At 48.1% G+C, this 23,628-nt stretch carries 19 protein-coding genes and 1 pseudogene; 6 read left to right on the top strand and 14 right to left on the bottom strand.

Annotated features, from left to right (window positions below; translation table 11 throughout):
- The first annotated feature begins 886 nt into the window (after positions 1–886).
- A complete protein-coding gene (locus tag KT99_RS17465; protein WP_040572162.1) occupies positions 887–3,025 on the top strand; it encodes a M3 family metallopeptidase in 2,139 nt (712 codons plus the stop codon).
- A gap of 77 nt (positions 3,026–3,102) precedes the next feature.
- On the opposite strand, the gene bioD is transcribed toward KT99_RS17465, so the two are convergent.
- The 4 genes from bioD to bioB form a co-directional block, all read right to left on the bottom strand.
- Positions 3,103–3,798, bottom strand: coding sequence for a dethiobiotin synthase (gene bioD / locus KT99_RS17460; protein WP_005502722.1), 696 nt, complete (start codon positions 3,796–3,798; stop codon positions 3,103–3,105).
- Between the two features lie 3 nt (positions 3,799–3,801).
- Positions 3,802–4,599 (bottom strand): methyltransferase domain-containing protein, encoded by a 798-nt coding sequence (locus tag KT99_RS17455; protein ID WP_005502721.1) that lies wholly within the window; start codon positions 4,597–4,599, stop codon positions 3,802–3,804.
- A gap of 286 nt (positions 4,600–4,885) precedes the next feature.
- Complete coding sequence (locus KT99_RS17450) at positions 4,886–6,052, bottom strand: aminotransferase class I/II-fold pyridoxal phosphate-dependent enzyme (protein WP_005502720.1); 1,167 nt, start codon at positions 6,050–6,052, stop codon at positions 4,886–4,888.
- Positions 6,053–6,095: 43 nt separating this feature from the next.
- Positions 6,096–7,160, bottom strand: coding sequence for a biotin synthase BioB (gene bioB / locus KT99_RS17445; RefSeq protein ID WP_005502719.1), 1,065 nt, complete (start codon positions 7,158–7,160; stop codon positions 6,096–6,098).
- A gap of 110 nt (positions 7,161–7,270) precedes the next feature.
- Between bioB and bioA the strand changes: the two genes are divergently transcribed.
- Complete coding sequence (gene bioA, locus KT99_RS17440) at positions 7,271–8,671, top strand: adenosylmethionine--8-amino-7-oxononanoate transaminase (protein ID WP_005502718.1); 1,401 nt, start codon at positions 7,271–7,273, stop codon at positions 8,669–8,671.
- 11 nt (positions 8,672–8,682) lie between these two features.
- On the opposite strand, the gene KT99_RS17435 is transcribed toward bioA, so the two are convergent.
- The 4 genes from KT99_RS17435 to KT99_RS17420 form a co-directional block, all read right to left on the bottom strand.
- On the bottom strand, positions 8,683–8,883 hold the full coding sequence (locus KT99_RS17435) for a hypothetical protein (RefSeq protein WP_198402034.1): 201 nt from the start codon (positions 8,881–8,883) through the stop codon (positions 8,683–8,685).
- Between the two features lie 168 nt (positions 8,884–9,051).
- Positions 9,052–9,489, bottom strand: a complete 438-nt coding sequence (locus KT99_RS17430; protein WP_005502716.1) for a hypothetical protein — start codon at positions 9,487–9,489, stop codon at positions 9,052–9,054.
- 150 nt (positions 9,490–9,639) lie between these two features.
- Positions 9,640–11,733 (bottom strand): DmsC/YnfH family molybdoenzyme membrane anchor subunit, encoded by a 2,094-nt coding sequence (locus KT99_RS17425; RefSeq protein WP_005502714.1) that lies wholly within the window; start codon positions 11,731–11,733, stop codon positions 9,640–9,642.
- Positions 11,734–11,790: 57 nt separating this feature from the next.
- Entirely contained in the window at positions 11,791–13,995 is a 2,205-nt protein-coding gene (locus KT99_RS17420; RefSeq protein ID WP_005502705.1) for a molybdopterin oxidoreductase family protein, read from the bottom strand.
- A 330-nt stretch (positions 13,996–14,325) separates the two neighbouring features.
- Here KT99_RS17420 and eco point away from each other — a divergent pair, with 330 nt between their 5' ends.
- Positions 14,326–14,931, top strand: a complete 606-nt coding sequence (gene eco, locus KT99_RS17415) for a serine protease inhibitor ecotin (RefSeq protein WP_050774380.1) — start codon at positions 14,326–14,328, stop codon at positions 14,929–14,931.
- 204 nt (positions 14,932–15,135) lie between these two features.
- The gene (locus KT99_RS17410) at positions 15,136–15,540 is read left to right on the top strand and encodes a hypothetical protein (protein WP_005502686.1); all 405 of its coding nucleotides are present in this window, start codon (positions 15,136–15,138) and stop codon (positions 15,538–15,540) included.
- 355 nt (positions 15,541–15,895) lie between these two features.
- Here the strand turns inward: KT99_RS17410 and KT99_RS22105 are convergent, their stop codons facing one another.
- Both KT99_RS22105 and cobB read right to left on the bottom strand, forming a co-directional pair.
- Positions 15,896–16,099 (bottom strand): hypothetical protein, encoded by a 204-nt coding sequence (locus KT99_RS22105; protein ID WP_005502684.1) that lies wholly within the window; start codon positions 16,097–16,099, stop codon positions 15,896–15,898.
- A gap of 47 nt (positions 16,100–16,146) precedes the next feature.
- On the bottom strand, positions 16,147–16,869 hold the full coding sequence (gene cobB, locus KT99_RS17400; protein ID WP_040572161.1) for a Sir2 family NAD+-dependent deacetylase: 723 nt from the start codon (positions 16,867–16,869) through the stop codon (positions 16,147–16,149).
- A 294-nt stretch (positions 16,870–17,163) separates the two neighbouring features.
- Between cobB and fur the strand changes: the two genes are divergently transcribed.
- Positions 17,164–17,595, top strand: coding sequence for a ferric iron uptake transcriptional regulator (fur, locus tag KT99_RS17395; RefSeq protein WP_005502680.1), 432 nt, complete (start codon positions 17,164–17,166; stop codon positions 17,593–17,595).
- A gap of 80 nt (positions 17,596–17,675) precedes the next feature.
- Here fur and KT99_RS17390 read toward each other — a convergent pair.
- A pseudogene (locus tag KT99_RS17390) lies at positions 17,676–18,164 on the bottom strand (GNAT family N-acetyltransferase).
- A 168-nt stretch (positions 18,165–18,332) separates the two neighbouring features.
- On the opposite strand from KT99_RS17390, the gene KT99_RS17385 reads away from it, so the two are divergent.
- Positions 18,333–19,970 (top strand): FMN-binding glutamate synthase family protein, encoded by a 1,638-nt coding sequence (locus tag KT99_RS17385; RefSeq protein ID WP_040572160.1) that lies wholly within the window; start codon positions 18,333–18,335, stop codon positions 19,968–19,970.
- 363 nt (positions 19,971–20,333) lie between these two features.
- Here the strand turns inward: KT99_RS17385 and sucD are convergent, their stop codons facing one another.
- The 3 genes from sucD to odhB all read right to left on the bottom strand — a co-directional run.
- A complete protein-coding gene (gene sucD / locus KT99_RS17380) occupies positions 20,334–21,206 on the bottom strand; it encodes a succinate--CoA ligase subunit alpha (RefSeq protein ID WP_005502666.1) in 873 nt (290 codons plus the stop codon).
- Positions 21,206–22,372: an ADP-forming succinate--CoA ligase subunit beta gene (gene sucC, locus KT99_RS17375; protein ID WP_005502660.1), complete on the bottom strand. Its 1,167-nt coding sequence runs from the start codon at positions 22,370–22,372 to the stop codon at positions 21,206–21,208. Before sucC ends, sucD begins: the two co-directional genes overlap by 1 nt.
- A gap of 112 nt (positions 22,373–22,484) precedes the next feature.
- On the bottom strand, positions 22,485–23,628 hold a 1,144-nt coding region (odhB, locus tag KT99_RS17370), incomplete at its 5' end, for a 2-oxoglutarate dehydrogenase complex dihydrolipoyllysine-residue succinyltransferase (protein WP_005502651.1).

Here is a 23,628-nt window from a genome sequence, read left to right as displayed (position 1 = left end):
TACCTGATGTTGCGTTCTAAAGACATAATATGTCCGAATGGCGAGAATTCAAGGGGAGAATAGTAAAAAAATGTACATCTGGACAAATTAAACTCAATTCGGGATCACTTTACACTCGCAAAATACTAGCTTCCATATAGAGACGCAGTCTAGGAGGCTTACATTAAGTAAAGCTTAAATCCTTACTGCTAGCTTAACTACAGCTGACAATAAGCAATAAACTTGGTTATCTAGGTACACCTACTCCACTGATGTCTCTCAAATCTTGTTGTGACAAAGCCCAAATATACCCAGCTTTAAAAAGCAAGGTTTCAGCATGAAATTGGCTAACAGGAGAGGCTTCTTTGCCTCATCATCAACCTCAGCGGATTAAAGTGCGTGATGTTAAAGCTTACCCAATGAACTCGATCAGACTAAGTTCTGCACAGAAACTCGCGATGGCCAAGCGTGGCAAAAATTGTTCTTACAAGGTGATGAAATGCGCCTATTTCTACATGAGCAAGAAAGATGAATAAAAATTAACCTCAGCAGTTACAGACCACAAGGGCCTTAACGGACGATCATATAATTCACAACTGAGAAATAATCTAAGTTAAGAGAAAATTAGACGACCTGATGATTTCAGCTGTTAGAGTGTTCGCGAACACCAAGCCCCTCACAAAAGCAACCAGCGCAAAACACAATAAAAACAAATAATTAACACGATGTAAAATCAATTACTCAAATTTTATCTAACATAAATAACTGCAGGCCAAGCCTAGCTAAGGTTTAACATTATGCAGCAGACGTCAACCTTGCTAGGGTGTCACGGCAACAAAAGTTAAGACCTGAACTTACAACTACATAAAACAAACTGGTCAACCAACAATAGAAGAAGAGATTTCACATGCGCAAAAATCTAATAACAATCGCGATGGGTATGGTATTTGTGTTGGGTGGATGTTCCGCTCAATCTGGCGATACGCCGCAAACTCAAGCAAAGGCAAACATGGTCACCCAACAAAATGCCGACAAGGTGCTACTTCATCTCAGTCCATTACAGGATCAAGCTCCTCAATTCGATAAAATAGTCTCCGCTGATTATCTACCGGCATTTAGTCTGGGGATGGCTCAACACGATACCGATATCACTAAGATCATCAATAATCCGGCCCCAGCTAGCTTCGACAATACTATCTCGGCGATGGAGACCTCCGGCGCCCTTTTGAGCCGGGTGTCGCGCATGTTTTTCAACCTATCTGGCCTGATATCCGATGATGAGATGCTTAAGATCCAAGATACTATCTTGCCAGAGCTCACGGCCCATGAAGATAATATCTATCTCAATCGAGACCTGTTTGCCCGCATCGAGACAATTTACCAAGATAAAGACTCACTAAAAGGTGAGCAGAAGCGCCTCACCGAGCTCTACTACAACAATTTCCTGCGTGCGGGAGCCAAGCTCTCCTTGGGAGATAAAACTAAGATACGAGACCTCAATACTTCCCTGGCCAAAGCCGGCGCCGACTTCTCGCAAAATGTATTAAAGTCGTTTAAAAATGATGTAATTCTTGTCACCGATAAGAGCCAACTGCTCGGTTTGTCCGCCGATGAGATAGCCTCACTCGCCGCTGCCGCGAAATCTACGGGCAGAGAGGGTTACATGATAACCCTGGTCAATACCACCAGGCAGCCCATACTGGCGAAATTGAGTAATCGACAACTGCGCCAAAAAATATGGCAGGCATCGACCGATCGCGCCATGGACACCAATGGTCCTTTAGCCATTAAGCTGGCACAACTGCGCGCAGATAAAGCTGCCCTACTTGGATACCCTAATTGGGCAGCTTATACCCTTGGCGATCAAATGGCTAAAACCCCAGACGCCGTGTTTGCCATTCTCGATGATCTTGTTCCCAAGGCCATCGCCAAGGCGGGAGCAGAAGCTGAGGACATACGTGAAGAGATGACGAGAGAGGGAGCCAATTTTGAGCTTCAACCTTGGGATTGGGCTTTTTATGCCGAAAAGGTCCGTCAGCAAAAATACAATCTTGATGAAAATCAGATTAAGCCTTACTTCGAATTTAACCGAGTATTGAAAGATGGGCTATTCTACGCCATGAATCGACTCTATGGCATAGAGATCAAGCCTCGCATCGATCTGCCGGTGTGGCAGGAAGATGTGATGGCATTCGAAGTGTTTAACCAAGACGGCAGCTCTATCGGCATCTTCTATCTCGACCCCTATGCGCGCCCAGGTAAGAATGGCGGCGCCTGGATGGATGAATTTGTCACTCAATCCGGTTTATTAGGCACCCATCCTGTGGTGTACAACGCACTGAATATCCCTAAGCCCGCAGCAGGAAAGCCAACCCTGATGACTTTCGATGAGGTCACTACCATGTTTCATGAGTTTGGCCACGCCGTTCATGGCCTATTCTCCGAGGTGAAGTATCCCAGTATCGCAGGCACGGCTACCGCTCGAGACTTCGTCGAGTTTCCCTCTCAGTTTAACGAAGATTGGGACATAAACCCTGAGGTGATCGGCCACTATGCCAAGCACTATCAGACTGGGGAGCCTATCCCTACCGAACTGTTAAACAAGATCCTTAAATCCCACAAGTTTAATCAGGGCCATGACACCACAGAATATCTCGCCGCCGCCATCTTAGATATGGAGTGGCACTCCATAGCACCGGGGTCGAGTATCGATAATGTCGAAGCATTCGAGCATAAGGTATTAGCCAAACACGGCATAGACTACGCGCCGGTTCCTCCCAGATACAAGACCAGCTATTTCAACCACAGTTTCGGCGGCGGTTACTCGGCGGGTTATTACGCCTATCTCTGGACAGAAGTACTGGCAGCCGATGCCTTCTCCTACATGGATCAGACCGGCGGCCTGACGCTGGAAAACGGCAACAAATACCGCCAAGCCATCCTATCCAAGGGAAATAGTCAGGATTTGATGGGAGATTATATGCATTTCAGGGGGAGTAAACCGACCACAGATGCCCTACTCAAGCGTAGGGGCTTAAAAGACTAAGCCAGCAAGTATGACTCAAACTTAGCCCTGATGACATTCAGGGCTAAGCTTGACTCGATAACAATAAGCTCAGCAGTCTATGAAACCAAAGCAGCCAGATTTAGATGCTCAGCCGCAGCTGCCGCAGTAGCTTCGCTGAGATAGGGCACTACGCCTAAACACGAAGAAGGCATAAGTTGCTGTAAGCTCGCGAGGTTCTCCTCCAGACAACGGGTCTGTGGCTCCACGATATTAGCGACCCAAGCAACGACGGTTAACCCATCGGCTATGATGGCTTCATATGTGAGCACAGCATGATTTAAACAGCCTAGTTTCACACCCACGACTAAAATCACCGACATATCTAAGGCCTGCACAACCTCAGAGAGAAAGTGACCTTGCCCTAAAGGCAGACGCCAGCCCCCCGCCCCTTCGATAAGACACACATCATTATCATTCAGCTCTGCTGCAACAATACTTTGCTGTATTTTGGCCAGTAATACGCCGGGACTGATGTCGACTCCGGTCTGTGACGCAGCAATATGCGGCGCAATCGCAGGCAAGAAAGAGATAGGATTAACCAGATCATAATCCAACTCGATGCTGGACTGCTCGATGAGGGCCAGTGCATCACTGTTTCTCAAGCCCTTCTCAGTCGTCTCACAACCTGAGGCGACAGGTTTAAGGCCTAAGGTACGGCCATAAGCCTGGCTTAATTTCATTTTATACAAGAGCGCCGAAGTGACTAAGGTCTTACCGCTATCTGTGTCTGTTCCGGTGACGAAATACTTCATGGATTAACCTGTTAGTTTTTTTGCTGAAATAGTAGCAATCTGATAAGTCAGCGGCAGGCCTTGCGCAGTTCGGCTAAGTTCGGCTATCGCCAATAATTTTTGCCAATCGCCTCTGCCACGGATCCCACGGCTTGGCTTGTCCTTAGTACTCTCATTGACATTGTCATCGCCATTGCCATGAATAGAGGCGCCGACGCCTTTAATGGAATAGAGTAACGATTTCAGATCGGCAAAGTAGACGCTAATCGCCGTCGTCTCAAACGAGATTATCTGCCACTGGTCCCTATCAAAATGATTCAGGATCTCCTCCATCGACCGAAATGCATTCACCCTAAAGCCTAATTCTGCCAGCTCAGGTAAGCTGTCTTGGGCAACAATCGCCAGATGATACTCGCCCCCAGCTGTTAACACCCGAGCCGTCTCATTGAAACTGCTGGAAAGGTCGCCGCACCACTGCAGGGCGAGATTCGAATAGGCACTGTCAATTGAGTGATCAGCCAGTGGAATGGATTCGGCATTGGCACAGACCGTCTGATAATCGGGAAAATACAGCTTAACCTGCTCGAGCATGCCTTGAGCGATATCTAATGCTATCACCTGGTTAACCGATGAAAACTGACTGAAATCAGTCCCCGGCCCCGCACCTATGTCCAGCAAGATCCCGCTAGGGGTCATGGCGTCAAAAAGCTGCATGCTGGAGAGCTTCTGCACTCGGTCATGTTGATGGTAATGCTTGGCCGCAGCGGAAAATCGCTGAGCAACGGTTTGATCATTAACGCTTTGTGCTACCCTTTGATTCACTACTTCGGGCTCCTTCCTATCACTATTTGAAATTAGGCTAAGCTAGTACTCAATCCATCCACTAACCTGTCGATATCACCGCGAGTATGCATAGCCGTGCACGATAGTCATTCGTCGTCGCGCAGAGCCTTTAATACCATTTAGCATCACTTATAGATATCAGGCTAAGCTAGTGCTCAGTCCATCCACTAACCTGTCGATATTATCGCGAGTATGCATGGCTGTGCACGATAGTCATTCGTCGTCGCGCAGAGCCTTTAATACCATTTAGCATCACTTATAGATATCAGGCTAAGCTAGTGCTCAGTCCATCCACTAACCTGTCGATATTATCGCGAGTATGCATGGCTGTGATGGTCATTCGTAGTCGCGCAGAGCCTTTAGGCACTGTTGGAGGACGGATAGCCCCGACCCAGAGTCCTAACTGCTTAAGCTTGTCGGCAACGAGCAAGGTGGTATCAACATCACCCAGTACCAAGGGCTGAATGGCAGTGCCTGAATCGGCCAACTTGATGTCGGCCTGTGCACATTGCTGCCTAAAGTAGCTAATGTTATCACTGAGTCTTTGAACCAGAAACCTGTCTGTATCCATTAAATCCACCGCGGCTAGAGCAACACAGGCATTCACGGGTGAAATGGCGGTCGAGTAAATATATTCTCTGGCATTGGAGACCAGAAAATCGATCACCTGCTGACTGGCTAAGATAGCCGCGCCTTGACAACCTAAGGCCTTACCAAAGGTCACCACCTGGATATCGGCAATCTTGGCATCGACTAATGGCGGCACTTGCACGCCAAAACCATGAGCATCATCGACAATCAGGCAGACATGATTCTGCTTACAGAGTTGAGACAGCGATGACAGCGGTGCTATATCACCGTCCATGCTAAAAATACTTTCGGTGACTAAGGCGGTGGGCACCCGCTGGTTCATTATGCGCTCGGCGCTGGCGATATCATTGTGTAAGAATCGCTTCAACTGAGCCTGACTATCTCTTAAGCCATCGATGACAGAGGCATGCATCAGCTTATCTGCCATCACAGTGTCGCTTGAGTCGAACAGGGTCTTCATCAATGCCGTATTGGCACTAAAACCCGAGCAAAATAACAAGGCCGCCTGGTGGCCGGTGATCTTGCAGAGCCTCTGCTCCAATGCTAAATGTGCCTCGCTGTAACCTGTCACTAAAGGTGAAGAGCCGCTGCCGACACCATAACGTTTGGCGGCGCCGCACATGGCATCGATTAACTGAGATGAGCGAGATAAGCCAAGATAGTCGTTACTGCTAAAATTCAGGTAATGCTTGCCCTCAAGCGTGAAGGATAACGCGCCGGACAATTCAGGATGCAGCTCGCGAGGTAAGCTTGCTGAAATAGCATGCCTACGACGCAGCAAGCCTTGACTGGCAAGCTGGGCCTGAGTCTTGTCAATCTTATCAAGCAGTGAAGTACTCATCGCCCTTGCTCACTCGAGAGCCAATTGAGCACTCTCATCTAGTTTATAGGGCCGCTGCATCGTAGAAAGCGGCACTCTTTTTATCTCTGATGGCATTCGCCTTAGCCGTCGCCTTAACAAACACGGCCTTATCATCTTCTACAGTGGCATACTTGCCCTGCTCCGGATGTAAACCCAAACGCTTAAACAGTGCCATATCTTCATTCTCTTCCGGGTTGTTGGTGGTTAATAGCTTACAACCATAGAAGATAGAGTTAGCCCCGGCGAAGAAACACATGGCTTGCATCTCATCAGACATCTTCTCACGCCCTGCCGACAAACGAACTCTTGCATAAGGCATTAAGATCCGCGCCACGGCGATCGTACGCACAAAGACTAAGGGATCGAGATCGTCGATATTCTCAAACGGCGTGCCGGCGACTTTAACCAGCATGTTAATAGGGACAGATTCAGGATGCTGCTCCATGTTCGCCAGCTGCTGCAATAAACCGGCACGATCGCTTGCCTGTTCGCCCATGCCGACGATACCGCCGGAACAGACTTTCATGCCGGCTGCGCGCACGTTAGACAGGGTATCGAGCCTGTCCTGATACGTTCGCGTGGTGATGATGTCGCCGTAGTACTCGGGAGATGTGTCTAAGTTATGGTTATAGTAGTCCAGGCCCGCCTCTGCCAGCTCGCTGGCTTGCTCAGGAGAAAGCATGCCTAAGGTCATGCAGGTCTCCATACCCATGCCTCTAACTTCCCTGACCATATCTTTTAAATAAGGCATGTCTCTTGGGTGGGGATTACGCCAAGCGGCGCCCATACAGAAACGTGAAGCACCGGCAGCCTTAGCACTGCGAGCCTCGGTCAATACCTTATCAATCTCGATGAGTCGCTCTTTCTCCAGACCCGTGTCGTAGCGGGCACTCTGGGGGCAATATTTGCAATCTTCGGGACAAGCGCCGGTTTTAATCGACAATAATCGGCTGATCTGCACTTCGTTTGGATCGAATACCTGACGATGTAATGAATGCGCCTTAAACAGGAGGTCATTCATAGGCAAATCAAAAAGTTCTGTTATTTCATCAAGTTGCCAATCATGGCGCAGCTGTACATCCGACATTTAACTTACCCTTTTTGCTCAATATAATTTGTTTTTATCTTGCCTAGGATACCTGCAGGTCGTAATCTGTCAACGCCAACCAGTCAAATAGGTTTACTAACGGTCAATTTATGAACAAGAGTAATTCTGATATCAGTCCTAGTTTCTCAGCAGCGACTCTTTCAACCTCTAAGCGTCCAACGTCCAGCATAGATTTTGAATTTGATAAGCAGCACATCTGGCACCCTTATACCTCGATGAATAATGCCTTGCCCGCGTTCGGTGTGGTATCGGCAAAAGAGTGCGAACTCACCTTAGATGATGGCCGCCAGCTTATCGATGGCACCAGCTCCTGGTGGGCCTGTGTTCACGGTTACAGTCATCCCGCCATCGTCGATGCCATGCAGACCCAGCTAAGCAAACTCAGCCATGTGATGTTTGGCGGCATAACACATCAACCCGCCATCGAACTGTCGAAAAAACTGCTCGCCATGACCAGTGATAACCTGACTAAGGTATTTTTAGCGGACTCGGGCTCTATTGCCGTCGAAGTGGCGCTTAAAATGGCCCTACAATATTGGCAAGGCAGAAATCAGCCTAACAAACAACGCATTCTCACGGTAAAGTGCGGCTATCACGGCGATACCTTCGCCGCCATGAGCCTATGTGATCCCGAAGGCGGCATGCATACCATGTTCGGCGACTCAGTCACTCAGCACGAATTTGTCAGCGCCCCCCAGGCGAGTTTTGGCGCCAGTTTTAATCCCGCTGAACTTGACGAGATGCGGGCCAAACTTGAGGCAATGCACGCTGAAATTGCCGCGGTGATCATAGAGCCGATTCTGCAAGGCGCAGGTGGCATGCGTTTCTACCACCCGGATTATCTGGTCGGTTTGCGTCAGCTTTGTGATGAATTTAAGGTGCTACTGATACTCGATGAGATAGCCACGGGCTTTGGCCGTACCGGTAAGATGTTTGCTTATGAGCACGCCAGGATTAATGGACACAGCGTCGAGGCCGATATCCTCTGCTTAGGCAAGGCGCTCACCGGCGGCTATATCTCTCTCGCTGTCACCCTATGCAGTGATGAAGTTGCACAAGGGATCAGCGACTCCCCTGCCGGCGTGTTTATGCATGGCCCCACTTTCATGGGTAACCCGTTAGCCTGCTCCGCCGCCTGTGCCAGCTTAGACCTGCTTGCAAATGGTGAATGGCAAGGACAAATCGCCAGCATAGAAGCTCAATTAAAAACTGAACTGGCAGAAGCCATCGATTTCCCGGAAGTACAAGATGTGCGGGTGCTGGGCGGCATAGGGGTTATAGAGATGAAGTCGACCGTCAATACCGCAGAGCTGCAGCAGCAGTTTGTCGATTTAGGTGTGTGGATCAGACCGTTTTCTAATCTGATTTATATCATGCCGCCTTATGTGATCACACCAGAGCAGCTGACTAAGCTAACTCGCGCCATGAAACAAGTCGCAGGCACAATTAAACCTTACGATCATGGCGGCGGTTTTATCAGTAATGGTTAAATAACACGGCGTTAAGCATTGGCCAACTGCATCGCTAACCGCTTATCCTGCCTTATCGCTTCTTTGCGTTCCGCCCTTCTTTTGGTGGTAAATGCCGTAAGCGGATCCTTATAATACTTAGTTTCAGGGCCGCTAAAGGTTGGGATCTCAACGGCATAGCGTCCTTGGGAATAACTCACGCCTTCGGGTAGCACTTTCATATTTATATCCACCTAAGTCCCCTAGATATACAGGTGCCAGCATAGAACTACACTGGTATTTAGCTAAGATGATAAACTAAATTAATTCAGAAATAAATACTAAAATAAACACCTGTATACTCATGCGACCACTAAGGTCTCGAATGGTGGTTAATAAACACTAGAAACTCAATTACTTAATTATCCGACCTTAGGTTGCTCCGTCCTGGGTTTCCATTCCCACCACTGCATCTGCTCGTCACCTTGTTTGCCTGACTGCTTATCCGATATCGGCTTAGCAGCCTCTCCCTCATCAGATTCTTGCTTATAAGAGCGGGTCTGATAAATATCCCAGGTGATCAGGTAGTTTGGATCGGTCACAGTGATGCCCTCAACACTGGTGTGGAACTTTCCTTTGGGGGCAGTAAACCAACATGACAGATCTGTGGGGATGAGGAACTGCTTACTCGCCTGATCCGACTTCTCCTTTTCGAACAGGGCTATGCCAATGCCTTTTTCTGCATCACAGGAGCTTACCTTTCCCGCCAACAAAGATTGCTTGAGCATCTCCCCTTCGGCGGTAAAGTAGGTCAGCCCAATCAAGCAGGTCTTCTCTATGGTCGTTTCCAATGTCAGCATACTCACCTCACCTCGTGTCTACTCGTTATTCTTATCATGGTTATAGTTATTGTTCTGGCTCTTGTTACTGCTCTGGTTTTAGTTCTGAACTTTATTATCTTGCCCTATCACTAGGGCAAGAAGCATGTGTCCATAAGCTAATAAGCTAAGTTAATGGGCCAGTGGCGCCACACCACAGGCCGGATTGTCCGCCAAACCTATGTCTCTGGCATGTTGCTCGAACCCCTTATTCTTCCAGAAGAAAGCGCCTGGCATGGTGGTAGGGATCACCAGGTTATAAAACAAGGCACGACCTATGACGGCGCTGATGCAGTTGATCAGGGCAATAACTGACCATGCAACGAATGCCCACACGTTAACGCCTACCGGCTCTGAGGCTAGCCCTTGGGTATTGAGTAAGCCAAGTTCACCCAGGGCCAGTAATGTCAGGCCGGCAAAGATATTCAAGGTCAACATCAGGTTACGTAGCTTGTAGGTCTTGCCGAAGGTGGTGCACTGAATATAGTGCGCCGCGCCGCCCTCATTCTCACTGGCATTGAGATCCCGGTTATGACCTATCAGACCTATGGCTTCGAGCGCCACACCAACTAACCACACACCTCCCAGTAGCTGTAAGGCGGGTAAGAGTGGCAGTGACAACACGGCGAGAGTGCTCAATATCATCACGCCGCTCACCATGGCCCCCAAGGACATGCTGTTACCCACAAAGCTGGTCACCGTCTGCCAATGATTCCAGAACGGACGCGCCTTGATCTGATAACACTGGTTCATGTAATACAAACCCGCGGCGCCGGCGATGGCGGCAAAAACTCCCGCCCCCAGGGTTAGGTTAACCAAGGGCAAGGCGAGAGTAAGCCCGGAGAGTTCGATGTCGAAGCCCGATACCAGCAGCTCACTAAACCAGGTATTCGTGGCTAGCAGGCACACGGCCATCAGGCCTAGTCCGGCGCTGAACAAAGCCAGGCCTAATCCTTCACGGCTCATGGGTGAATAACGCAGGTTGTTGAAGCCACGATAGAAACGAAAAGGTTTACCTAGATGAGTCACACTCATAAACAGGCCAAAAGAGGTCATAAAGAGCGATGTGACCACCAGCACTAACATCATATCTGAGGCCATAAATAGCTCGAATATCTCGACCCCGGCTAAAGCCGCAAGGAAGGGAACCATAAAGGTACCCAGGGCAGCCTGAGCAAACAGGGTGAACAGCACCAGAGGATTCTCCCGGCTGTTGAGTTTGGCCAGGTTCCAGTGTTGCTGCTTGCCCACTTTTTGATCTATCACAGGCTTATATTGGCCGTCTTTCCCTTTGCGGTATTTAACCGGCATGGAGTCGGTTCGTGTCATCTCCTCCGGCATAGACTTGGTCTGCTGGAAACGTATGTTGGGCCGCGTGATTTCCGGTGACGGGAAGCCGGGAATGCTGGTCTTACATTGCTCACGACTCTCCGGAGTATCCTCAATCACACCGAAATCCAGTGCATTACCCACACAAGCTGAGACGCACGCTGGCTTGAGGCCCACTTCCAACCTATCGACACACATGTTGCACTTAGACACAGTTCCCTTGACCGGATCCAACTGAGGCGCATTGTAGGGACACACCCAGGTGCAGTATCCACAGCCAAAACAGGTTTCAGGGTCCTGCAACACGGCGCCATACTCGGCATGCTTGGTATAAGCCCGGGTCGGACAGCCCTTGAGACAGACAGGATCGTCACAGTGATTACAGGCCATGGAGATGTTCATCCGCTTGTAATCCGGATATGAGCCCCCTTCCACATAGCCGACCGAACGAAACGCCAGATGAGCCGGCGTGTCATTCTTCTCGGCGCAGGCAGACTCACAGGCATGACAACCGATACAGTTGTCTGCGGTAAAGAAGAAACCATGCTGCTTGTTACGATCCGGATTCGTGCCGACTGCCGGGTTGTCGTTGATAAACATGGAGCGGCCCACCGGATTGTCGGTCAACTCTACCAAGTCGATACGCTTGCCGTAGCGGTTCTCTATCTCGCTGTCGGTCTTAGGCAGATAGGCATAGGCCTGTTCTTCGGTGCGTACTTCCCAATGATTTGAGCGCCCCAGCTGCTCTTCGCCTCTCTTAGGCAAAGCGTTCGCTTTTGTCACCTTTATGCTTGAGCCGGTCTCAGGGGTAAATAGCCCTACCCCGGCCCCGGCCCCGGCCCCGGCCTTGTCACTGCCGCTGTGCAATTTGCTGCCTTCAGTTATCTGTGATGTCATTATCTCGTCCCCAGCCTTAAATCTCAGGCGTCAAATTCGCAAAAGTATTCCGTAAGCCTAAAACGCACGACGCTCGACGTTGATCCGCGCCGCTTCATCCTGATCGATCGGCTCTATTCGCGTGCTGCACTGCTTGAATGCCGGCTGACGTGAATAGGGATCGAGTAAGCCTAAGGTGAGGCGGTTGACACAATCGTGGTAATGAAACGGGATAAACACCATGTTACGGGGCACCCTGTGGGTCAGTTGCACCATCACCACGGCATCGCCGCGACGACTCGTGAGGCGCACATAGCTCTGGTGTTCAACCCCAAGTTCTTTAGCCGCATCCGGGTTCATCTCCATGTACGCCGTTGGGCTGAACTTGTTGCAGTTGCCTATCTTGCCCGTACGGGTACGAGTATGAAAATGCTCCACCACCCTGCCGCTGTTGAGCCAGAAGGGATACTCGTCACAGGGCTGCTCGTTGTTGTTATAGAAGCTGATGGGCAGCAGATTTGCCTTACCACTCGCCGTCGGAAACAGGCCATCGCTGTAGAGCCTGGCTGTGCCTTTGAGACCTTCATCTTGTTCTCTAAATGGCCATTGAATGCCTCTGGCCGCCTCGATTTTTTGATAGGTCATGCCCGAAATATCTAAGTGACGCGGACCCCCATGGGACAACTTGCCCTTAGACAGGTGTTTCATCTCTTCGAACGCCCCTTCCGGCGTCTCGGGAAAATGGATCATCTGACCGTTATCGAAGCGCTTGGCCAGCTGATTAAAGATCCAAAAATCTGGCTTAGAGTTCTTAAAGGGGGGCAAGACGTTACAGATCAGGTTGACCCTGCGCTCAGTGTTAGTGTGGGTACCCTCTTTTTCGGCCCAGACCGATGCTGGCAGATACACATGAGAATACTGATTAGTCTCAACGTCCCTATAGACGTCTTGGATAACCAGAAAGTCCAGCTTCTCCAGCGCCTTGCGGATACGCGCCGTGTTGGGCATTGAGGTCATGGGATTAGTGGCCACGATCCACAGGCCTTTTATCTCTCCGGTTTCTATGGCGGGAAAGATATCGGTCTCGGCCAGGCCACGTTTCTTGGGAAAGAACTCAGGATCTATGCCCCAGAAATCGGCAATCTCATTTCTGTCGGCTTCATTTTCCAGATAGCGGTATCCGGGTAAGCCCGAGCAAGATGACCACTCCCGGGTGCCCATGGCATTACACTGACCGGTTATCGATAAGCTGGTGCCACCGGGTTTACCGATATTGCCGGTTATCATATTAAGATTATTGATGTTGGCGACGCCATCAGAGCCGTGGGTGGATTGGTTAATTCCCATGGTCCAGATGCTCATGGCGGCCGGGGCCTTAGCATAGATTCTCGCCACATTACGTATGGTATCTTCGTCTATGCCGCAGATGTGTTGTGCCTGTTTAGGATCATAGTCCTGCACCAGTGCCTTAACCGCCTCGAAGCCTTGGGTGTGCGCGTCGATATAGGCCTGATCTTGCAGCCCTTCATTGATGATCACATGCAGCATGGCGTTGATCAGCACACAATCTGTACCTGGGGTGATTGGCAGGTGGATATCGGCAAATTGCGCCAGCATGGTGACTCGGGGATCCACCACGATCAAGGGGAAATGACGCTTTTCCAGCGCCTCTTTCAGACGCCAGTAGATGATAGGATGTTGCTCGGGAAGGTTGGAGCCAAAAGCCATCAGGCAGTGGGTGTGTTCGAAATCATCGTAACAGCCCGGCGGACCGTCGGCGCCGAAGGAGCGCTTATAGCCACTGACCGCGGATGCCATGCACAAGGTGGTGTTACCGTCGTAGTTATTAGTGCCTATTACGCCGCGGGCAAGCTTGCCTAAGGTGTAGAACTCTTCGGTTAACAGCTGACCGGAAGAGACGATGGCAAAAGAATCGCGGCCATACTTGGCTTGAATTTCTTTAATCTTAGTGGCCGTGGTATCCAGGGCGTGATCCCAGGAGGTAGGCTCGAAATCTTCAAAATGCTTGTCTCTTATGAGAGGCTCGGTTCCCCTGCCCGGACTCTCGAACAACTCGTGCTCTAAGATCCCCTTGATACAGAGTTTACCCCGATTCACATCGGCGCCAGCGTGGCCTCGGGTGGTGACAATCTTGTTCTGCTCGTTTAAGCCAATCTCGATAGAGCAGCCCGTAGAGCAGTAATTACAGGTGGTGTACTTCCACTGTGCAACTTTCTTGCTGGGTATCACGATAGGCTTTCTTTTTTTACGACCAAACAACATAAAATTCGCCCCACATTGAATAGATTCTATTTTACTTTTGCTTTATCTCAGCAATATCCATCACAATGCAGCCCTCATGCCAAAATATTAAACCAACAAAATCAATGAAATAGATAGTGGTCAGTTTAGAACAATGTACATTTTCGGTGCTTTCGCTTTAAAGTGGTGCACTTCAGGTTTTAAAATAAATTAAAATAATTAACCCCTTTTCATTTTCCGGTCGTTTATAAGGTAACCAGGACCTGTTGACCTTTCATGGTTGAGCAAAATTCTAGCGAGAAAGATAAACAGGCCCCAGCACAGAAACATCTTTTTATTTTTGGAGATTTTATGAATTCATCGACACTTAACGCCGCTAAGAAAGCATTGACCATTACATTTTCAGCAGCAAGCATCTTAGCCGTGTCACTATTATCTTTTAATGCATCGGCCACCAGCCCGGCTCACCCAACGGATCTTAACCAGAGTGGCCACATGCAAAATATCATCACATATCAGGTCTTCTCTTCATCCAATTACCAAGTCCAAGACGCGACTAAGATGTTTCCCGTACCAGAAACAGGCATGGTGCAACACATACTCACTCTGCCTAAGCTAGATGATGAGTCGAACTACATGGTCGAAATACAGATAGGTCAAACTCAGATGGTGGACTGTAATGGCGGGAGCCTGTCGGGCGACTTGCAACAAGATTCGGTTCAAGGGTGGGGATATAACTATTACCAGCTTGATTCGATCACTCAGGGGCCAACGACTATGATGGCGTGTTTCAAGCAAGCCAAAAAAGAGGCTTTTGTGCCCATCAGAGCCGATCTAAAAATCAAGTATGACAGTCGTCTGGATAAGGTGTTTTATCTACCCGAAGGCAGCGAACTAAGATATCGAGTCTGGGCGGTTGAGAGTCAGTTCAGCACCTCAAAGCTAATGAGCGAATAATTAAGCATCTGCCTCTATTGGGCGCCTGAACGATTCCCACTCTCTAATCCCTCAGTCCCCTGTCCTCTCGCCTTCCCATCACTATGTAACAACTGTAAATGTTAGATTTATCCATTGTACCGACCTTGACAAATCCCTTCTTACGAACATAATGAGATTGATTCTTATTTGCCTTAAGGCTTGTGGATATTGAGGAGTGAGGCTATGGATACATGGAAACAGCTGATTTTTGAGGCCAACCAAGCTTTTCAGGCCGGTAATTGGCAAGATGCCGAGCATCAATATTTGGTCGCAGTGTCGAGGATTAATCACCTCTATGCCGCACATGCCAACGATGAACAGGTCATGATGGCTTGGTTAGCCAGTTACCATAACCTGTCTGAGCTCTACGGCAGACAGGGAAAAGCCGACGCTCAACTTAGCAATATTATGATCCCTTACCATCAATTAAGAAACCGACTTATCACTCAAGCAGATAATGAGCCCATCTATGTTGCCATTCTTCACGGATTGAAACTCAGTTGCAAAGAGTTATACCTATTTCAAAAGAGCCAGTTACAGGGATCTAAATGTGTCGATATGAACGCTTTGACTCCGATCATTCACTAGTAATAACCCTATCTCAAACCAGACATCAGATACCCACTTAATAGTTAAGGTCAAGTACCCATGAAGCAAAGATTTTAAGCAGCACTCACCTTAGTATCTACTCTGCTTATCGCCCCCGCGGCCTTGACATGATCATGCTCATTGGTCGTTAGGTTCACTTGCTGTGGATTTTTCCTGCCGTGGCAGCCCTAGGACTCGCCATCACTATCTACCGTCGAAAGAAAGCCGCGACTCAATCAAACAGCAAGTAAGGGCCGAACATGTTTTATAATTTATTGAATAAACTCGACAGTAAAGCGGCTTTTCTCGAACTCGTTTAAAGGTCGGCGAAATATACCTTTTCGATCACCCCAGACTAGCTGAGCTGATCAAGACCTTGGTCAAAATAGACAATGCGGGTAACCTCTGGTTCAAAGGCGAAAACGATACCAGTATATCCAGTCAAGAGATGGGGCAGACCACGCATGATGATGGCTAACTTTTTCAAACTCTGACCTTGTTGCTGTTTCTCCTCCCTCTCTTCCACTTTTGGCAGAGTTCGACTCAGGGCTTCTTCCATCTTTAACTACCTCAACGACCACGACATTCTATTTTCAATCTGCTTGTTCAGCGATTACTGATCACTGTACCCAACAAGATATTATCAACCAAATCAGGTAAGACTTCACTGGCCTTACCCTGCAGATGATATTGAAATTGACTATGGCGATCAGCTTCAACCAAGTTGACTTCAACGGTTTGAGCGCCATGGTGATTAGCAGTATCGACAAAACCTGCGGCCGGATAAACGGTGCCCGAGGTCCCTATGGCAATAAACAGATCACAAGTGTCTAAAGCATGTTGAATACGGTCCAGGCCAATGGGCATTTCACCGAACCAAACCACATGGGGTCTTAGCCTCTGGGCCGGAATACAGCAAGTGCAAGTATGCTCTGGGCCAAATGGGTCTTTGAGTAAAAAGGTTTGACGCGAACGCGGACAACGTCCTTTCGACAACTCTCCGTGCATATGCAATAGACGGTGCGATCCCGCTCGCTCGTGGAGATCATCGATATTTTGAGTGACGACCAATAGCTCTCCATCAAACTTCCTCTCGAGGCGCGCTAAGGCATCATGCCCTGCATTCGGCTCCACATCTCCGCTATGCAGCTGGCTCCAACGAGTATTGTAGAATCGATCCACAAGCTCGGGATCTCGTGCATAACCTTCCGGCGTCGCAACATCTTCAATTTTATGTTCTTCCCATAGACCATCTTGATCTCTGAACGTTCTTAAACCTGATTCTGCTGAAATTCCAGCGCCGGTTAAAATCACTATCTGCCGATACATTTTCATTCCTTCCATGCTGTTTTTATTCTTATTAAATATAACCCGACTAGCCTGACTCAAATATCTAACACGCGATATTATGCATTAGTATAAATTCAATAATAACAATACAAAGTGTAAGCTTAAATCGCATGCTTTATCTCTGATTTATAGCGATTTATTGTATTTGCTTTGATAAAGGTGAGATAAAGACCTTCAGAGGTTTAAGTTTTTAATTTTACCTCTATAATAGATCTTAATATTCACTATTGAACCGATAGTTAAACTGATGGTTCTGCAATCAAGAGATTAGTAATGACAGATGGAAATCAGGCGCTAAAAAAAGCGGGTTTGAAAGTTACCTTACCACGAGTCAAGATTCTAGAACTGATGCAAGGACCCGAAAATCAACACATCAGTGCTGAGGAACTGTATAAAAGATTACTCGCGTTAGGTGAAGAGATCGGTCTTGCCACCGTGTACCGTGTACTCAACCAATTCGATGATGCAGGTATCGTTACCCGTCATCACTTCGAGAGCGGCAAGGCAGTATTCGAATTGGCGACTAAACATCACCACGATCACCTAGTTTGCTTATCATGCAACAAGGTCATCGAGTTTTCAGATGATCTGATCGAGACTCGACAAGATGAGATAGCCATGAAGCACAATATAAAACTCACTAACCACAGCCTATACCTTTACGGTGTCTGTACTAATGATGAGTGTGAGCACAACGACGCTTAATACTCATTAAGTTGCGTCCTAAAAGAACCAGTCCCAAAGCTGGTTTTTTGTGTCAAACTCTTTAATTATACCAATCGGTATTAAAGATACCTGTGAAACACATTCACCTTGTGCCCCATGAAACGGTCTCTAGTTCTTTGTTCCATTACCAGCTTTTCGACCAAATTTTCCGGCCCTTTATTACCCAATAATATGAGTGCAATCGCTTTATGGACTCCAAAGTCTGGAAACGATGCTAATGCCGATTTCCCCGCTTCAGAGCCATAACCTTGACCCCAATATTCAGGCAGATAACGGTATCCCAGCGCGACTTTCTTAAACTCAGTAATATACTTAGCCAATGACTTTTTTATCCGCTTTATGCTCTACCGCCCAACGGCCATAGCCATACTCTTCATAGCTGGCGATAATGACATCTGAAAATATCTGCTCGGCTTGATCGACCGAGGTCATAGGTTCACCGGAATGTAAGTCAAGATCTCTGGTATGCTGTTAAGCAAGAATAGGGTGTGGATATCCTTAGCTTCAAATTGTCGTAAAATCAACCTATCCGTTTCAGCAATGATCATATAATCCCTTAATTTAAGGCTAATGTTTGAACCCCGTATATCGAAACACAATTTAATGCGACGAAGCTAAATTAGTAACCAACTTATATACCTGTTCGTTTTTTATCAAAATAATCCCACAATAAAGCGTATATTTGCTTGGTTCAGCACGATTCACAAGGAAGCAACATGACAATTATGCAATTGATATATTGGCTCATTGCCAGTGTAGGTAATTTATTAGCCCTCTACTTTTTAAGTACAAGCCCCCTCTCCATATTGCTATTAGTATTCACAGTCTGTTACACAGTCATCGGCTTTTATGATCTCAAGTTTAGTTCTCACAACTTAAACAGACTCTACCCTGTGGTCGCCTACCTTCGCTATTTCCTCGAGTCCTATCGGATCGAGATCCAACAATATTTCATCGCCAATGACACAGAGGAACGCCCCTTTAATCGAGAGCAGAGGTCCTTGGTATACCAGAGAGCCAAGAATGTCCGCGACACTATTGCCTTCGGTACCCAGAGAAATCTGCTCGAAGAGAACTATCTTAGCCTATGGCATTCACTGTCCCCAAAAAAAGTAAGCGATAAGGTGAAACGTATCAGATTCGGCGGACCCGACTGCACTCAGCCCTATGAGGCCTCATACTTAAACATATCGGCCATGAGTTTTGGCTCATTAAGCGCAAACGCTATCGAAGCCTTGAACCTTGGTGCTAAACAGGCCGGTTGCTTTCATAATACGGGAGAAGGCGGCGCCAGCCCTTACCACCTTAAACACGGTGGTGACCTAGTGTGGCAGATAGGTTCAGGGCTATTCGGTTGTCGTGATGATGAAGGCAACTTTAACCCGGCTTCCTTCGAGATCATGGCTAAGCGGCCACAAATAAAGATGATTGAGATAAAGCTCAGCCAAGGTGCAAAACCTGGCCACGGTGGTGTACTGCCAAAGGCTAAAATCACCCGAGAAATTGCCGGAATTCGTCATATACCCATGGACAGAGACTGCGTATCCCCGGCGGTAAACCCAGAATGCACCACCCCGATAGCCTTGCTGAATTTTGTTGCGCGTTTAAGAAAGCTCAGTGGTGGTAAACCTGTAGGCTTCAAACTCTGTATCGGTAATCCCGCCGAATTTCTCGGGATCTGTAAGGCCATGATTGAAACCGGCATCACCCCAGACTTCATCACAGTCGACGGCGCCGAAGGTGGCACAGGCGCCGCACCGGTAGAGTTCACTAACCGGCTCGGCATGGTGTGTCTCGAAGCCGTGTATTTTGTTCACAATGCCTTAATCGGCGTGGGGTTAAGAGATAAAATTCGCATCATAGCCTCGGGGAAAACCGCATCTAGCTTCGACCTGCTCGCTAAAATTGCCCTAGGCGCCGATACGGTTAACGCCGCGCGCACCATGATGTTAGCTCTGGGGTGTATCCAGTCCCGCCACTGCAACACCAACCAGTGCCCCACTGGCGTCGCCACCCAAGATCCTGCCAGAGCCAAGGCAATCAATGTGCAGCAGAAGAGTCTGAGGGTTAGAAATTTCCATCACAATACCCTGGAGAGCTTCTATGAACTCGTCGGCAGCATGGGCTTAGATGATCCCGCTAAATTGCTGCCACAAATGATAAAACGCCGCTCACCCTACGGCTTACTCATGTCTATGGGTAGCTTAATAAAACCCGTAGCGCCGAATGCACTGATTGAAAACGGTGAACTGGATGATGCCTGGCAGATTTGGTGGGATAGCTGCCGTGCCGAGCAATTCTATGCCGAAGATGTGTTCTTTCTCAAGTCCCCCGAGTTCAGACATCAGGCCTAAAGCATCTAGAAACTAATATTTAAGCACTTTGTCCTATAACAAGATCCACAACCAGAAACCAAAACTAAACACAGATAGCACAGTCGATAATACGACTGTGCTGGCCAATACCGATTGCTGTACCTTTAGCTTATACATATTGAGGAACAAGAAGACGGGAATACTGATATTGAAGGCAAACTTGCCTATACCCGATATATGTTCACGGCTTAAGTATTTGATATGAGTCAGCAGCTAGCCCAGACCCACCATGAAAATTAGCGGGAAAACAATTGAAATAATCGACATGGTTAACTCAAAGCGTCAGTAAAAAATAGCAATAAAAAAGGCGCCTGAGGCGCCTTTTTAAACCGGAAAGACTAATTACCAACCCGTTCTAGTACGCAGTGCTTTACCAATATCGGCAAGTGAACGAACTGTCGTTACGCCTGCAGCTTCAAGAGCGGCAAACTTATCTTCAGCTGTACCTTTACCACCGGCGATGATTGCACCAGCATGCCCCATACGCTTACCTTCAGGTGCAGTTACACCGGCAATGTATGAAACAACAGGTTTAGTCACGTGAGCCTTGATGTACTCGGCCGCTTCTTCTTCAGCAGTACCACCGATCTCACCGATCATGACAATCGCTTCGGTCTGTGGATCGTTCTGGAATAACTCAAGGACGTCGATGAAGTTAGTACCAGGAATTGGATCGCCACCGATACCAACACAAGTAGACTGACCGAAACCTTCATCGGTAGTCTGCTTAACCGCTTCATAGGTCAGGGTACCTGAGCGAGAAACGATACCGACTTTACCCGGCTTGTGGATGTGGCCAGGCATGATACCAATCTTACACTCACCAGGAGTGATAACACCCGGACAGTTAGGACCGATCATACGCACGCCAGTCTCTTCAAGTTTAACTTTAACCTGAAGCATATCCAGAGTCGGGATGCCTTCTGTGATACAAACGATAAGCTCGATGCCACCGTCGATAGCTTCAAGAATGGCATCTTTACAGAAAGGAGCAGGTACATAGATAACAGATGCAGTAGCACCCGTTTCAGCGACGGCTTCTTTAACTGTGTTAAATACTGGCAGACCAAGATGAACTTTGCCGCCTTTACCAGGTGAAACACCACCTACCATCTGAGTACCGTAATCGATAGCTTGCTCAGAATGGAATGTACCTTGACCGCCGGTAAATCCCTGACAGATAACTTTAGTATCTTTATTGATTAAGATAGACATTATTTGCCCTCCGCAGCTTTAACAACTTGCTGAGCCGCGTCAGTAAGACTCGTGGCAGCGATGATATCGAGATTAGAACTTGCCAATACTTCACGGCCAAGTTCTGCGTTAGTACCTTCAAGACGAACAATAACAGGTACGGTTACACCGACCTCTTTAACCGCACCGATAATACCTTCGGCTATCATGTCACAACGCACGATACCACCGAAGATGTTAACCAATACTGCTTTAACGTTATCGTCAGACAGGATGATCTTGAACGCTTCTGCAACACGCTCTTTAGTCGCTCCGCCGCCAACATCTAGGAAGTTAGCTGGTCTGCCGCCGTGTAGGTTAACTATGTCCATGGTACCCATAGCAAGGCCCGCGCCGTTAACCATACAGCCGACGTTTCCGTCTAGTGCCACATAGTTAAGCTCGAACTTAGCAGCATGTGCTTCACGCGCATCATCTTGTGATGGATCGTGCATGTCACGGATTTTAGGCTGACGGTACAAAGCGTTACCATCGATGCTGATTTTACCGTCGAGACAGTGAAGATTGCCTTCGGTGGTGATAACTAGCGGGTTAATCTCGAGAAGTGCAAAATCATGGTCTTCAAACATCTTAGCTAAGCCCATGAAGATTTTAATGAACTGCTTCATCTGAGTCGGATTTAGACCCAACTTGAAACCAAGATCACGGGCTTGAAATGGCTGAGGACCCGTCAAAGGATCTATGATGGCCTTGTGGATCAACTCTGGCGTATTTTCAGCCACAGTCTCAATATCAACACCACCTTCGGTAGAAGCCATGAATACCACACGACGTGAAGCACGATCGACAACGGCACCTAGGTACAATTCGTTGGCGATATCGGTGCAGCTTTCTACTAAAATTTTAGCAACTGGCTGACCCTTCTCATCTGTCTGGTAAGTGACCAGATTTTTACCTAACCAATGTTCGGCAAATGCTCTGATCTCGTCTTTAGAGCCAGTAACTTTAACGCCACCTGCTTTACCACGGCCGCCGGCGTGTACTTGACACTTAACAACCCACATATCACCGCCAATATGGCCAGCAGCTTCTACAGCTTCTTGAGCTGTATCACATGCAAAACCTTCTGACACTGGTAAACCATATTCGGCAAAAAGAGCTTTTGCCTGATACTCATGCAAATTCATGATGATCTATCCATATACTTCTAATCAAATTTAACTGGCTCTTTAGGGCCAGTACGAGGGTAATACCAATCACATCCCGGGACGTGATTGGTATGGTGTCACTGCATTTTTTTTATAAATCTAACAGTAGACGAGTTGGATCTTCGAGGAAATCCTTAATAGCAACTAGGAAGCCAACTGACTCACGACCATCAATAATACGGTGATCATAAGAGAGTGCCAGAAACATCATGGGCAGGATTTCAACCTGACCATTGACTGCCATAGGACGATCCTTGATGGCATGCATGCCCAAGATCGCGCTCTGTGGCAGGTTCAAAATAGGTGTCGACATCAATGAACCGAACACACCACCGTTAGTGATGGTGAAGTTACCACCGGTCATCTCTGCAACGGTTAACTTGCCGTCACGGCCTTTAAGCGCCAATTCACGCACATTAAGCTCGATATCGGCAAGGCTCATGGAGTCGGTATCACGCAGTATAGGCGTAACCAGACCACGTGGTGTGGAAACCGCGATGCTAATATCGAAATAGTTGTGATAAACGATGTCATCACCATCGATAGAGGCATTAACTTCAGGGAAGCGCTTCAGTGCTTCGGTCACGGCCTTGATGTAGAAAGACATGAAACCCAGACGCACACCATGACGCTTCTCGAAGAGCTCCTGATACTGCTTACGGATATCCTTGATAGGCTGCATGTTGACTTCGTTGAACGTAGTCAGCATAGCGGTAGAATTTTTAGCTTCCAGAAGACGTTTAGCTATCGTCTTACGTAGGCGTGACATAGGCACACGTTTCTCGCTACGCTCAGCCAGAGGCGCGACAGCAGCAGGTGCACTAGCAGGTGCTGGTGCTGATGCTGATGCTGGTGCTGGTGCTGGTGCTGGTGCAGCCTTTGCGTTCTTAACGAAGGCTTCGACATCTTCCTTAGTGATACGTCCGCCCACACCTGTGCCTTTAAGCTTACTAGCATCGATATTATGCTCGGCAATCAAACGGCGAACCGATGGGCTAAGGGCGTCATTTGACTCATCAATCACTGCAGGAGACGCAGCTTCTGCTTCGGCCTTAGTCACTTCCTGACCGGCTACTACGCCGGCGATAAACTTGGCGATAACGACTTCACCAAGCACTATGTCACCCTCTTCGGCCAAGAATTCGGCGATTGAACCATCTTCGGGTGCAACCACTTCGAGTATAACTTTATCAGTCTCGATATCGACGAGGTTCTGATCGCGAGTGACTTGTTCG

It is taken from the genome of Shewanella benthica KT99, assembly GCF_000172075.1.
Classification (GTDB): domain Bacteria; phylum Pseudomonadota; class Gammaproteobacteria; order Enterobacterales; family Shewanellaceae; genus Shewanella; species Shewanella benthica_A.
The sequence above is the reverse complement of the archived record's forward strand: the minus strand, read 5'-3'. Positions and strand labels throughout refer to the sequence as shown.